At 68.9% G+C, this 13,873-nt stretch carries 11 protein-coding genes; 5 read left to right on the forward strand and 6 right to left on the reverse strand.

The annotated features are described in order from the left end of the window. Positions 1-23: 23 nt before the first annotated feature. Entirely contained in the window at positions 24-1,805 is a 1,782-nt protein-coding gene (argS, locus tag DIE22_RS15885) for an arginine--tRNA ligase (protein ID WP_124496589.1), read from the reverse strand. A 201-nt stretch (positions 1,806-2,006) separates the two neighbouring features. Between argS and DIE22_RS15890 the strand changes: the two genes are divergently transcribed. Then, positions 2,007-2,330: a DUF1840 domain-containing protein gene (locus DIE22_RS15890; protein ID WP_124496591.1), complete on the forward strand. Its 324-nt coding sequence runs from the start codon at positions 2,007-2,009 to the stop codon at positions 2,328-2,330. Between the two features lie 122 nt (positions 2,331-2,452). On the opposite strand, the gene metH is transcribed toward DIE22_RS15890, so the two are convergent. From metH to DIE22_RS15920, 5 genes are all read right to left on the reverse strand, one after another. Further along, entirely contained in the window at positions 2,453-5,170 is a 2,718-nt protein-coding gene (gene metH, locus DIE22_RS15895) for a methionine synthase (RefSeq protein WP_124496593.1), read from the reverse strand. 46 nt (positions 5,171-5,216) lie between these two features. Next, complete coding sequence (locus DIE22_RS15900) at positions 5,217-6,284, reverse strand: homocysteine S-methyltransferase family protein (RefSeq protein WP_124496595.1); 1,068 nt, start codon at positions 6,282-6,284, stop codon at positions 5,217-5,219. 262 nt (positions 6,285-6,546) lie between these two features. Next, positions 6,547-6,804 carry a DUF3567 domain-containing protein gene (locus tag DIE22_RS15905; protein ID WP_006477667.1) on the reverse strand — a complete coding sequence of 86 codons (258 nt, stop codon included), beginning with the start codon at positions 6,802-6,804 and terminating at the stop codon, positions 6,547-6,549. A gap of 245 nt (positions 6,805-7,049) precedes the next feature. Further along, positions 7,050-8,330 (reverse strand): DUF3108 domain-containing protein, encoded by a 1,281-nt coding sequence (locus DIE22_RS15915; RefSeq protein ID WP_124605476.1) that lies wholly within the window; start codon positions 8,328-8,330, stop codon positions 7,050-7,052. Between the two features lie 127 nt (positions 8,331-8,457). Then, a complete protein-coding gene (locus tag DIE22_RS15920) occupies positions 8,458-9,333 on the reverse strand; it encodes an IclR family transcriptional regulator (RefSeq protein WP_185640621.1) in 876 nt (291 codons plus the stop codon). A 126-nt stretch (positions 9,334-9,459) separates the two neighbouring features. On the opposite strand from DIE22_RS15920, the gene DIE22_RS15925 reads away from it, so the two are divergent. From DIE22_RS15925 to DIE22_RS15940, 4 genes are all read left to right on the forward strand, one after another. Continuing rightward, positions 9,460-10,452: a fumarylacetoacetate hydrolase family protein gene (locus tag DIE22_RS15925; RefSeq protein ID WP_124496601.1), complete on the forward strand. Its 993-nt coding sequence runs from the start codon at positions 9,460-9,462 to the stop codon at positions 10,450-10,452. Positions 10,453-10,561: 109 nt separating this feature from the next. Next, complete coding sequence (locus DIE22_RS15930) at positions 10,562-11,389, forward strand: enoyl-CoA hydratase/isomerase family protein (protein WP_006755702.1); 828 nt, start codon at positions 10,562-10,564, stop codon at positions 11,387-11,389. Between the two features lie 79 nt (positions 11,390-11,468). Then, positions 11,469-12,263, forward strand: coding sequence for a PhaM family polyhydroxyalkanoate granule multifunctional regulatory protein (locus DIE22_RS15935; protein ID WP_124605477.1), 795 nt, complete (start codon positions 11,469-11,471; stop codon positions 12,261-12,263). A 24-nt stretch (positions 12,264-12,287) separates the two neighbouring features. Beyond that, positions 12,288-13,514, forward strand: coding sequence for a patatin-like phospholipase family protein (locus DIE22_RS15940; RefSeq protein WP_124496605.1), 1,227 nt, complete (start codon positions 12,288-12,290; stop codon positions 13,512-13,514). Positions 13,515-13,873 lie beyond the last annotated feature (359 nt).

Consider the following 13,873-nt stretch of genomic DNA (forward strand, 5'->3'; position numbering starts at 1 on the left):
ATTCGCTGCCCGGTTCGGGCCGCTTACATCTTGGCGGGCGCGGACACGCCGAGCACCGCCAGACCATTCTCGAGCACCTGCCGGGTCGCGGCGAGGAGCGCGGCGCGCGCGTTGCGCGGCGCTTCGTCGTCGACCAGCACGCGCTCCGCATTGTAGAACGAGTGGAATTCACCAGCGAGATCGCGCAGGTAGAACGCAACCGCGTGCGGCGCCAGTTCGTTCGCGGCGTGCGTGAGCATGTCCGGATACTCGGCGAGCTTCTGCATCAACGACACGGCCTGCGGGCTCGTGAGCTGCGACAGGTCGGCACCCGGCAGCTGCGCGGCCTCGACGTTGTAGCGCGACTTCAGTTCGTTGAGCACCGAGCAGATCCGCGCATGCGCGTACTGGACGTAATAGACCGGGTTCTCGTCGTTCTGTTTCAGCGCGAGGTCGATGTCGAACACGAATTCGGTGTCGGCCTTGCGGGAGATCAGGAAGAAGCGGACCGCGTCGCGGCCGCGCGTGATGGTCGCCTCGTCGATCAGGTCGGGGGCCGCTTCCTGGCCCGGCACCGCGCCGCCCGACCATTCGATCAGGTCGCGCACGGTCACGTAGCTGCCCGCGCGCTTCGACAGCTTCACTTCCTGGCCGTCGCGCATCACGGTGACCATCTTGTGCAGCACGTAGTCGGGATAGCCCTTCGGGATGCCGATGTGCAGGCCCTGCAGGCCCGCGCGCACGCGCGCGATCGTGCCGTGGTGGTCCGAGCCCTGGATGTTGATCACCTGCGTGAAGCCGCGCTCCCATTTCGTCACGTGGTACGCGACGTCCGGCACGAAGTACGTGTACGTGCCGTCCGACTTGCGCATCACGCGATCCTTGTCGTCGCCTTCGTCGGTCGTGCGCAGCCACAGCGCGCCGTCCTGCTCGTAGGTCATGCCGGCCTTGATCAGCGCGTCGACCGTCTTCTCGACCCGGCCTTCGCTGTACAGCGACGACTCGAGGTAGTACTGGTCGAACTTCACGCCGAACGCCTGCAGGTCCATGTCCTGCTCATGACGCAGGTACGCGACCGCGAACTTGCGGATCGCGTCGAGATCCTCGATGTCGCCCGCGCCGGTGACCGGCTCGCCGTCTTTTGCAGCGACCGTCTCGCGGTTCAGGTAGTCGCGTGCGATGTCGGCGATGTATTCGCCGTTGTAGGCGGCTTCCGGCCAGCCCGCGTCGCCCGGCTTCAGGCCGCGCGCGCGCGCCTGCGTCGAGATCGCGAGGTTGCCGATCTGCACGCCGGCGTCGTTGTAGTAGAACTCGCGGTGCACCGCGTAGCCCTGGCTCGCGATCACGTTCGCGAGCACGTCGCCGAGCGCCGCCTGGCGGCCGTGGCCGACGTGCAGCGGGCCGGTCGGGTTGGCCGACACGAATTCGAGCAGCACCTGCTTGCCCTTTTCGCGATCCGACGTGCCGAACGCGCGGCCCTGGTCGAACACGGCGGCGATCACCGCCTGCTTCGCGGCGGCCGTCAGGCGCAGGTTGATGAAGCCGGGGCCGGCGATTTCGGCCGCGTCGACGAGCCCTTGCGCGGCCGGCTGGGCCGTGAGCGCGGCGACGATCTTCTCGGCGAGCTGGCGCGGGTTCGTGCCGAGCGGCTTGGCGAGCTGCATCGCGACGTTGCACGCGACGTCGCCGTGCGCGGCGACCTTCGGGCGCTCCAGCGTGATGGCCGGGGCGACGAATGCCGCGTCGGCGCCTTTCAGCGCGTGTGCGACCTGCGTGACGCTATCCGCGAGCAGGGCTTCGAGGGTCTGTTTGTGTGCTGGCAGCATGCTGGTAGAAGGCTTCGTTGGTGGCGACCGGAAACGCCGGCCGGCCGGCGCGCTTTTTAAGCGCGCGTTTCAGGGATCGCAGAATTTTAACAGGTGCTAATATGCCGCTCAGGCGCCCCGCGTCCGCGAGGCCGGACGCCGGTCTGCCGGCGTCCCCCCAACCGCGCCGCGCAGGCACAACAAGATGAAAAGGGAATTGTCATGATTACGTTCAAGAGCAAGGCGGCACAGGATCTCGACGTGCTGAAGGATTTCGCCGTGTACGTGCTGGGCCTCGTCGGCAAGCAGCTGGGCGAGCGCGGCGTCATTACGCACGACGAACTGGACCACGCGATCGCGAAGCTGGAAGGCGCCGTCGCGCAGGCGAAGCAGGAGCGCGCCGAGCACGCCGGCCATTTCCACGAGGACGAAACCGACCACGCGCACCACGAAGTGCCGCCGAGCCTGGCGCAGCGCGTCGCACCGTTCCTCACGATGCTGCGCGAAGCGAAGGCCGGCGAGGCCGACGTGCACTGGGGCTTCTGAGCTTCGTTGCCCGGCTGACGCAGATCCTAAGGTTGCGACGGCAAATGAAAAAGCCCGCTCGATGCGGGCTTTTTCATTTTGTCTGACCAGAAAGGCGGCGAGCCGCCCCGGTCGTGCGCGGCTCAGAGCTGCGGCGCAAGCGCGCGGCGCGCGTCGTCGAGCGACAGCGCCATCCGTTGCGCGTAGTCCCCGAGCTGATCCTGACCGATTTTCCCGACCGAGAAGTACGTGCTGTCCGGGTGCGCGAGGTAGAAGCCCGACACGCTCGCGGCCGGCAGCATCGCCAGCGAATCGGTCACGCTCATCCCGATTTCCTCCGCATGCAGCGCGGCGAACATGTCGCGCTTCACGAGGTGGTCGGGGCAGGCCGGGTAGCCGGGCGCCGGGCGGATGCCCGCGTACTTTTCGGCGATCAGCGCATCGTTGTCGAGCGTCTCGCCGCTCGCGTAGCCCCACAGCTCGCGGCGCACGCGCGCGTGCATCGCCTCGGCGAACGCTTCCGCGAAGCGGTCGGCGAGCGCCTTCAGCATGATCGCGCTGTAATCGTCGTGGTCGGCTTCGAACTGCTTTTCCTTCACGTCGACGCCGAGGCCGGCCGTCACCGCGAACATCCCAATGTAGTCGGCCACGCCCGATTCCTTCGGCGCGATGAAGTCGGCGAGCGAGCGGTTCGGGCGCATCACGCCGTCGACCACCGGACGCACGCTCTGCTGGCGCAGGTTGCGCCACGTGAGCAGCACTTCCGAGCGCGAGTCGTCGGTGTAGATCTCGATGTCGTCGTCGTTGACCGTGTTCGCGGGCAGCAGCGAGATCACGCCGTTCGCGGTCAGCCAGCGGCCCTGGATCAGGCGCGCGAGCATCGACTTCGCGTCGGAGAACACGCGCCGCGCCGATTCGCCGACGATCTCGTCGTTCAGGATCGCCGGGTACGGGCCCGCGAGATCCCAGGTCTGGAAGAACGGACCCCAGTCGATGTAGTTCGCGAGCTCGTTCAGGTCGTAGTTCCTGAACACGCGCCGGCCGATGAACTTCGGCTTCACCGGCCGGTAACCCGCCCAGTCGACCTTCGTCTTGTTCGCGCGCGCCTCGGCGAGCGTGACCATCGGCTGCGCCTTGCGGTTCGCGTGCTGGTCGCGGATCCGTTCGTAGTCGGACTTCAGTTCGTCGAGGTACTTCGCCGCGCCTTCGTCCGACAGCAGGTTCGACGCGACCGACACCGAGCGCGAGGCGTCCGGCACGTAGACGACCGGGCCTTCGTAGTGCGGCGCGATCTTCACGGCCGTGTGCACGCGCGAGGTCGTCGCGCCGCCGATCAGGAGCGGGATCTTCTTCACGCGGAAGTAGTCGTCGCGCTGCATTTCGGACGCGACGTACGCCATTTCCTCGAGGCTCGGCGTGATGAGGCCCGACAGCCCGATGATGTCCGCGCCCTCGACCTTCGCCTTCGCGAGGATCTCGTTGCACGGGACCATCACGCCCATGTTGACCACTTCGAAGTTGTTGCACTGGAGCACGACCGACACGATGTTCTTGCCGATGTCGTGCACGTCGCCCTTCACGGTCGCGATGACGATCTTGCCCTTCGCGCGCACGTCGCCGCCCGCTTCCGCGAGCAGCCGCTTTTCTTCCTCGATGAACGGGATCAGGTGCGCGACGGCCTGCTTCATCACGCGCGCCGACTTCACGACCTGCGGCAGGAACATCTTGCCCTGGCCGAACAGGTCGCCGACGATGTTCATCCCGTCCATCAGCGGGCCTTCGATCACGTTGATCGGGCGGCCGCCGGCCGCGGCGATCTTCGCGCGCACCTCTTCCGTATCCTCGACGATGAAGTTCGTGATCCCGTGCACGAGCGCGTGCGAGAGCCGCTTCTCGACCGGTTGGTTGCGCCACTCGAGGTTCTCTTCCTTCTTCGCGCCACCTGCCTTGAACTTGTCGGCGATTTCGAGGAGCCGGTCGGTGGAATCGTCGCGGCGGTTCAGGATCACGTCCTCGACGCGCTCGCGCAGTTCCGCGTCGAGATCGGCGTACACGCCGAGCTGGCCCGCGTTCACGATGCCCATGTCCATCCCCGCCTGGATCGCGTGGTACAGGAACACGGTGTGGATCGCCTCGCGCACCGGGTCGTTGCCGCGGAACGAGAACGACACGTTCGACACGCCGCCGCTCACCTTCGCGTACGGCAGGTTCTGCTTGATCCAGCGGGTCGCCTCGATGAAGTCGACCGCGTAGTTGTTGTGCTCCTCGATGCCGGTCGCGACCGCGAAGATGTTCGGGTCGAAGATGATGTCTTCCGGCGGGAAGCCGACTTCGTTCACGAGAAAGTCGTACGAGCGCTTGCAGATCTCGGTCTTGCGCGCGTAGGTATCGGCCTGGCCCGTCTCGTCGAACGCCATCACGACCGCGGCCGCGCCGTAGCGGCGGATCAGGTTCGCGTGGTGGCGGAACGCTTCCTCGCCTTCCTTCAGCGAGATCGAGTTCACGATCGCCTTGCCCTGCACGCACTTGAGGCCGGCCTCGATCACGTCCCACTTCGACGAGTCGATCATGATCGGCACGCGCGCGATGTCCGGCTCGGATGCGATCAGGTTCAGGAAGCGCACCATCGCCGCCTTCGAATCGAGCATCGCCTCGTCCATGTTGATGTCGATCACCTGCGCGCCGTTCTCGACCTGCTGGCGCGCGACGGCGAGCGCCTCGTCGAACTGGCCGTTGAGGATCATTCGCGCGAACGCCTTCGAGCCGGTGACGTTGGTGCGTTCACCGACGTTGATGAAGAGCGTCCCGGACGTGACGTTGAACGGCTCGAGGCCGGCAAGGCGCATCATGTGATCGGTCATGGCGGTGCGAATTCGTGTGATGTGGGGCGGGCGTTGGGGCGGTCGGTCAGGCGGCGTCGCTGTACTGGCTCGGCCAGCGGCGCGGTTTCACGTCGGCGAGCGCCTTCGCGATCTCGGCGATGTGCTCGGGCGTCGTGCCGCAGCAGCCACCCGCGAGGTTCACGAGCCCGGCCTGTGCGAATTCCTTCAAGAGGCCCGACGTGACGTCCGGCGTCTCGTCGAAGCCGGTGTCGCTCATCGGGTTCGGCAGGCCCGCGTTCGGGTAGCACGACACGTAGGTGTCGCACAGCTTCGCGAGCTCGGCGATGTACGGGCGCATCAGCGCCGCGCCGAGCGCGCAGTTCAGGCCGAACGTGAGCGGCTTCGCGTGGCGCAGCGAATTCCAGAACGCCTCGACCGTCTGGCCCGACAGGATGCGGCCCGAGGCGTCGGTCACGGTGCCCGAGATCATGATCGGCAGGCGCTCGCCGGTGTCCTCGAACAATTCGTCGAGCGCGAACAGGGCGGCCTTCGCGTTCAGCGTGTCGAAGATCGTCTCGACGAGGAACAGGTCGACGCCGCCGTCGAGCAGCGCCTTCGCCTGCTGGTAATACGCGTCGCGCAGCTCGTCGAACGTGACATTGCGCGCGCCCGGGTCGTTGACGTCCGGCGAGATGCTCGCCGTCTTCGGCGTCGGCCCGATCGCGCCCGCGACGAAGCGTGGCTTGTCAGGCGTGGCGTAGCGGGCGGCCGATTCGCGCGCGAGCCGCGCCGATTCGACGTTCATCTCGACGACGAGGTCTTCCATCCCGTAGTCGGCCTGCGCGACCGTCGTCGCGCCGAACGTGTTGGTTTCGACGATGTCGGCGCCGGCCGCGAAGTACTGGTCGTGGATCTCGCTGATGATCTGCGGTTGCGTGAGCGACAGCAGCTCGTTATTGCCCTTGATGTCGCGCGGGAAGTCCTTGAAGCGCTCGCCGCGATAGGCCGCCTCGTCGAGCTTGTAGCGCTGGATCATCGTGCCCATCGCGCCGTCGAGGATCAGGATGCGCGATTTCAGCAGCGCGGGCAGTTCGGCGCCGCGCGTGTAGGGCGCGTCGGGCGGGGCGGAAGCAGCGAGAGGGGTCGCGGACATGGCGGAAGAGCGGCGAAGACGGGAAAACCGTCATTGTAGCCGGTGCGCCGGGGCGTCGCCCGGCCTCGCGCGGTGCGGGCAGCGGTGCCGGCGCGATGCGCGCGGCGAGCATGGTCCGCGCGACGCAGGCGCGCCTGCCGCGCAGGGCCTCCCAAAAGGAAAACCCCCGCCCGGCGAACCGGACGGGGGCTTGGATCGGAGTGCTCGCGGCGCCGCGCCAGCGCGCGGCGAATGACCCGGCGATGCGCCGGGCCGGGAGTGGTCAGTGCAGGACGACGGGCATCATCATCAGGCTGTCGAACTGTCCGAGGAATTCGTCCACTTCGTCGAGCGACGGTTCATCCTCGATCAGCTGTTTCACGTGCGCGCGGAATCGCTCGGCAAGCTCGCCGTCGATGAAGATCTCGCGCTGCGCGTTCTTGTCGACGATTTCGTATCCGCCGGCATTCATCAGATGGTGACCGGCCTGCGGCGCAAATTCGACGACGCAGTAGTTGGGGCTGTTGTAGATCATTTGCATGGCGGCACTCCTCTTCGCAGTGGCATCTGGCCTTGTTGTCCCGTAGGTGGGGCAGGCCTTGCCGGTTTCAAGGGGCTTGCGCTGCACACCCCGTTCTCCCGTTTGCGTGGGGTGTATCGGGTTAGAAGCCGATGTCTATCAAACGTTTCTTATTGTGATCCGGTGCACTGAAATAGTTGTTAAAGAGTGTCATCGGCCATTTCGGCGAGACCTTTAGTCGGTCGAAATTGCCGATTGGTCGATCGTCACGGCGCGGACGGCGTCGATGCTGGCGGTGCAGCCGCGGGCGCGGACGGTTGCACGTCGGCCGGCGGCGCAGGTTGTGCCGGTTGTGCCGGTTGTGCCGGCTCCGCGGCCGGTGCGGCGGCCGCCGGCGCGCTGGCGGGCGTGTTTGTTGCGCGTTCTGTCGCGCCGTCGGCCGGGGCGCCCGGCGGGGCGAGCCGGCCGTGCCACAGCAACTCGATCTGCGCGCCGTTCGGTTCCGTCTGCACGAGCCGCGCGGGCAGCCAGCCGAGCGACGGCGCGAGCCACATGTCGATGCGGCGCGTGTCGCCGTCGCGGCGCGGCAGCCGCATGAAGTGGCGTGCGCGGACGATGCCGGCCTGCGTCTGCACGTCCTCGTCGCCGATCACGGTGATCGGCCAGGTCTCGCCGCTGTTGTTGTCGATCACGAAGAACTGTTGCGTGACGCCCCGCTCGTACGCGGACGGATTGCCGCTCACCAGCCCCGACAGCTGCATCAGCATGCTGAAGCGATCCTGCACGCCGTCGGGCAGCGGCGCGTTGTTCGGCGTGCGCGTGAAGACGACCTGGCGGATCTCGCGGTTGAAGATCGCGATGTCCTCGGGCCGTTTGCCGCGCTTCTCGACATAACGGGCGGGCGCGACGCCGAATGCGTCGATGCGGCCTTCGCTGCGGTAGGCGAACGGACCGACGAACGGCACGGGCATCGACACCGACAGGTCGTAGGTGTGTCCGTCGGTGCGCCAGTGGATCGTGCCGATCATGTTCTGCATCCCGTTGTAGAACGTATCGTACTGCAGGTCGCCGGACGGCGGCGCCGTGAACTTCACGCCGCTCGTCGCAGGGCCCGGCGTCGCGGCACTGCCGGCGCCGCCGGCCGATGCCGCGTGCGCGCCCGATGCGCCTGCCGTGCCGCTCGCGGCGGCGGCCGCGGCCGGCGGCGGCTCACCGTGCTCGGCCGTCTGTGTCGACGTGAGGACGGGCTCGGGCGACGGCGCGGGCTTCGGTGCGGCGGGGGCCGGCTTTGCCGGCGCAGGCTCGGCCGGATGTTCGGCCGGATGTTCGGCCGGCTTTGGCGCGGGCTGGCGCTCGATCGGCCGTGGCTTCAGCAGCTCGATCTGCACCGGTATCTCGGCGGGCGCGGGCGGCGTGAACGATTCGCGGTTGCGCGTCAGCCACAACGCCGCGAGCGCGTGCAGCGCCAGCACGACGACGAGCGCGATGCCCGCGCGCAGCCAGTGGCGGGGCAGGGCATGACGAGGACGGGTGTCGGCAGGCGGCATCGGCGAAACGGAACAGGGTTGGGGCGGTCGTGGGGGCGTGCGCAGCGCACGTCACATCCGTCGGACCGCCGGCTGCGCCGCGCGTTCGCGGTGCAGGGTTTCGCACGGGTGGCGCGCGCCTCGCGTGTCAGGCGTCGCGCGCGTCCGGACTATAGCCGAGTTCGTAAGACAGTTTTTGCGCGCACGCACGCAGCGCGGTGTCGATCTCGCCGCCCCACGCGATGTCGAACGAGCCTTCCTGGCCGAGCGCGACGATCGCGAGCGCGAGTTCGCCGACCGCGTCGAACACCGGCATGCAGAACGCGTGAATGGTGGGCAGCAGCATCCCCTCGACACGCGCGGCCTGGTGCGCGCGCACCTCGGCGAGCACCGCGTCGACCTCGTCGAGCGTGCGCGGGCCGCCGTGATGCGGCGAGCGGCGCGTATCGGCGAGTTCGCGTTCGAGCATCGCCGCGGTCTTGCTGCGCGGCAGGTACGCGGCGAACAGCAGGCCCGTCGCGGAGCCGAGCAGCGGCATCACGTCGCCGAGCTTCAGCGACGCCTTCGCCGGATGGCTCGATTCCATCCAGTGCACGATCGTCGGCCCCTGGTTGCCCCACACGGCGATGCCGACCGTCTGGTCGAGCCGGTCGCGGAATTCGGTCAGCGCGATCCGCGCGAGCTTCACGCCGTCGACGCGCGCGAGCCGCGCGAGCCCCATCTGCAGCGCGAAGCCGCCGAGCTCGTAGCGGCCCGACACGGGATCCTGCGACACGACGCCGAGCCGCGAGAAGCTGACCAGGTAGCGGTGCGCCTTCGCCGGGCTCATGCCCGCGCGCTGCGCGAGGTCGCGCAGCATCATCGCGCGCGGCTCGCTCGTCAGCACGTCGAGCAGGCGGAAGCCGACCTCGATCGACTGGATGCCGGAGCGCAGCTTCTCGCCGCCTTCGCCGTGCTCGCCGGCGCCGGCGTCGTCGGTGTCGGAATCAGCGGGATCGTCGTCGGGAAGCGGGCTGGCAGGCATGGGTAACGGGGGCGCGACAAGGCGGCAAGGGTCGGACGAAAGCGGCACGCACGATCGTGGCACGCCGCACGGATTCACCATCGTAAAATAGATTCCCTCCATCGTCACTACAACGGCAGATACCCCATGAAACTTGCATCGCTGAAGGACGGCACGCGCGACGGCCAGCTGATCGTCGTGTCGCGCGACCTGCACACCGCGGCGATCGCCGATGCGATCGCGCCGACGCTGCAGCGCGTCCTCGACGACTGGGCGTTCTATGCGCCGCAACTGCGTGACCTGTACGACGCGCTGAATCACGGCCGCGCGCGCAACGCGTTCGCGTTCGATCCGGCGAACTGCATGGCGCCGCTGCCGCGCGCGTTCCAGTGGGCCGACGGCTCCGCGTACGTGAACCATGTCGAGCTCGTGCGCCGCGCGCGCGGCGCCGAGATGCCGCCGGAGTTCTGGACCGATCCGCTGATGTACCAGGGCGGCAGCGACGACTTCCTCGGCGCGCGCGACGACATCGTGTGCCCGTCGGAGGAATGGGGCATCGACTTCGAGGCCGAGGTCGCGGTGATCACCGGCGACGTGCCGATGAGCGCAACGCCCGACGACGCGCTGAAGGCCGTGCGGCTCGTCGCGCTCGTGAACGACGTGTCGCTGCGCAACCTGATTCCGGCCGAGCTCGCGAAGGGCTTCGGCTTCTTCCAGAGCAAGCCGGCCACCGCGTTTGCACCGGTCGCGGTGACGCTCGACGAGCTCGGCGACGAATGGCGCGAGGGCCGCGTGCACCGGCCGATGATCGTTCACTGGAACGGCAGGAAGGTCGGCCAGCCCGACGCGGGCACCGACATGGTGTTCCACTTCGGCCAGCTGATCGCGCATGCGGCGAAGACGCGCAACCTGCGTGCCGGCTCGATCGTCGGCTCGGGCACCGTGTCGAACAAGGACGCGAAGCGCGGCTACTGCTGCATCGCCGAGAAGCGCTGCCTCGAGACGATCGAGCACGGCGCGCCGCAGACCGAATTCATGCGCTACGGCGACACCGTGCGCATCGAGATGTTCGACGCGGCCGGCAAGTCGATCTTCGGCGCGATCGAGCAGGCGGTCGCGCCGCCCGACGGCGCGGCCTGACGCAGCCGCGAAGCCCGGCCCCGGCCCGCGCGCCGGGTTTCGCCTGATGTTTGCCCGCGCGGGCTTGGCTACACTCGATTCAAGCGTTTCAGGAACCCGGGAGCTGCGCATGGCCGATCTCGCCGCATACGGCGGTTACGAAGCACTGAAGGTGACGCGCCGCGAGCATGGCGTGCTCGACATCGTGATGAGCGGCGAGGGCGCGAACCGCAGCGGCCTCGCGACCGCGAACGAGCGCATGCATCGCGAGCTCGCCGACATCTGGCGCGACGTCGACCGCGATCCCGACACGCGCGTCGCGGTGATCCGCGGCGAGGGCAAGGGTTTTTCGGCGGGCGGCGATCTCGCGCTCGTCGAGGCGATGGCGAACGATTTCGACGTGCGCGCCCGCGTATGGCGCGAGGCGCGCGACCTCGTCTACAACGTGATCAACTGCAGCAAGCCGATCGTGTCCGCGATGCACGGGCCGGCCGTCGGCGCGGGGCTCGTCGCCGGGCTGCTCGCCGACATCTCGATCGCCGCGAAGGATGCGCGCATCATCGACGGCCATACGCGGCTCGGCGTCGCGGCCGGCGATCATGCGGCGATCGTGTGGCCGCTGCTGTGCGGGATGGCGAAGGCGAAGTACTACCTGCTGCTGTGCGAGCCGGTGAGCGGCGAGGAGGCCGAGCGGATCGGCCTCGTGTCGCTCGCGGTCGAGCCGGCCGACCTGCTGCCGAAGGCGTACGAAGTGGCCGAGCGGCTCGCGCACGGGTCGCAGTCGGCGATCCGCTGGACCAAGTACGCGCTGAACAACTGGCTGCGCAGCGCCGGGCCGACGTTCGATACGTCGCTCGCGCTCGAATTCATGGGCTTCTCGGGGCCCGACGTGCAGGAAGGCATCCGCTCGCTGCGCGAGCGGCGCCCGCCCGACTTCCCCGGCGACGCACCGTTCTGACGCGCGCTATGATCGAACCCAGGGCGGCCGCGCGACCCGTGCCGGCCGCTTCGCCCACCCAGTCAACCAGGATGCCCGTATGACGACCGATGCCCCCGGCTCCAATCCTTTCGCCGGCTTTGCCGGTTTCAAGCCTGCCGACATGCTCGACCGGATGTGGGACATGATGCGGATGTCGCCGTTCGGCGGGATGGCGTCGTTTCCCGGCGCCGCCTCGGGGCTGCCGCCGTCGCTGTCGAGCATGTCCGACATGATGGCGCCGCTCACGAGCGTCGAGGAGCTCGACAAGCGGATCACCGATCTGCGCGCGGTCGAGCAGTGGCTCAAGCTCAATCTCGGGATGCTGCAGTCCGCGATCCAGGCGCTCGAGGTGCAGCGCGCGACGCTCGCGACGCTGCGCGCGTTCGGCGCGTTCGCACAAAGCTCGATGTCGGCCGCCGAGGAAGCCGCGGTCGCGGCCGCGCAGGCGGCTTCCGCGCCGCGCGCCGACACGCGGCAAGCGCCGGACGCCGCCGCCGCAGCAGCAGCAGCCGCAGCCGCTGCCGCGGCGGACGCATCGCCGTCAGGCGACGCCGCGCCACAGGCGTTCGACCCGGCCGGCTGGTGGAACCTGCTGCAGGCGCAGTTCAACCAGCTCGCGAGCCTCGCGATGACGCAGCCGGGCGCGCAGTCCGCGGCGCCGGGCGAGGCGCCGCCCGGACAGGCCGCACCGACGGCGCGGGCGGAACCGCCCGCACCGGCCGCGGCGGCCGCCGCCGCGCCGCGCAAGCCGGCCGCGAAGCGTGCGAAGCCGGCCGGTTCGGCGGGTTCGGCCGCGGCGCGCGCGGCAGCCGCTTCGTCGCCCGAAACGCGTCCGCCGAAGCGCTCGACGTGACGCGAGCCGGATAGCAGGTCGATCATGCGGCTCGCGCTCGTTCTGATGGGCGGCGGCGCACGCGCCGCCTACCAGGTCGGCGTGCTGAAGGCGCTGGCCGAGATCTCGCGCGAGGCCGATCCGTACCGGCACACGGTGCCGTTCACGGTCGTATGTGGATCGTCGGCCGGCGCGATCAATGCGACGTCGATCGCGAGCCACGCGGACGACTTTTCGCACGGCGTGCGGCGTCTGCTCGAATTCTGGGAGCCGCTGCGCGCGGACTACGTGTATCGCACCGACTGGCTCGGCATCGCGGCCGCGGGCGCACGCTGGCTCGCGACGATGAGCTTCGGCTGGGCGGCGCGCCGTTCGCCGCGCGGACTGCTCGACAACGCGCCGCTCGCGCACCTGCTGCAGCGCGAGCTGAGTTTTCACCGGATCGAGCAGATGCTCGAGGCCCGCCTGCTGCACGCGCTCTCGATCACGGCGCTCAGCTATTCGAGCGGCCGGCACCTGACCTTCTACCAGGCCGCCGAACCGATCCAGGCATGGCGGCGCGCGCAGCGCACCGCGCGGCTCGTCGACCTGTCGGCGTCGCACCTGCTCGCGTCGTCGGCCATTCCGTTCGTGTTTCCTGCCGTGCCGCTCGTGCTCGACGGGCAGATCGAGTACTTCGGCGACGGGTCGATCCGGCAGGTCGCGCCGCTGTCGCCGGCGATCCACTTCGGCGCGGACCGGATCGTCGTGATCGGCGCGGCCGATCCGCGCCCCGAGATTCCCGCCGCGAACGGATCGGGACGGGCACGCGGTTATCCGACGCTCGCCCAGATCGGCCAGCAGGTGCTCGCGAGCGTGTTTCTCGACTCGATCGGTTCCGACATCGAGCGCATCGAGCACATCAACCGGATGATCGAGCACCTGCCGCACCAGGTCGAAGTGGACAGCGGCTGGCGGCACGTCGACGTGCTCGCGATCGCGCCGTCCGAGCGCATCGAGCTGATCGCCGCGAAACACCTGAAGCAGATGCCGGCGACGATGCGCGGGCTGCTCGGCGCCATCGGCGGCAGCCAGCCGGCCGGCGCGTCGTTCGCGAGCTACCTGCTGTTCGAGGAAGCGTTCACGCGCGAGCTGATCGAGCTCGGCTACCGCGACGGGCGCGCGCAGCGCGACACGCTGGCGGAATGGATCGCACGGGCCGACGGCGGCAGCGCGCCGGCGGCCGGCACGCCGCCGGAAGGCGGTATCGCGACGGGCGAAATACGGGTCTGACGCGCGTGCGGCTCGCCCGAAACGGGCTCGAGACAGGCCTGGAATGGATCCGGCTTACAATCCAGCTTACATATCGGTTGCGTTTTCGCCACGCCGGCCCGCGACCGATCGCCGCACCCGCCGTTGGCGGCGCGCGACCCGGTCCGCGTCTCGGAACCGTCATGGGCGCGTGCTATCATGGCCGCCGCCGTATACACCATATCGAGCAGCCCGCCGGTCCGGCGGCCGCACGGGGTCCATCCGGGAACCGCGTGGCGCCGGGGTGGGCTCGCCACCGAGCCGGCCTGCGCCGGCCCCCACATCAGGCACGCGCGGCCGGTTCCGTTCGAGCGGAGCGGGGCTGCGGCGTGCCTCGAGGC

The sequence above is a fragment of the Burkholderia sp. Bp9142 genome (assembly GCF_003853415.1).
GTDB lineage: Bacteria > Pseudomonadota > Gammaproteobacteria > Burkholderiales > Burkholderiaceae > Burkholderia.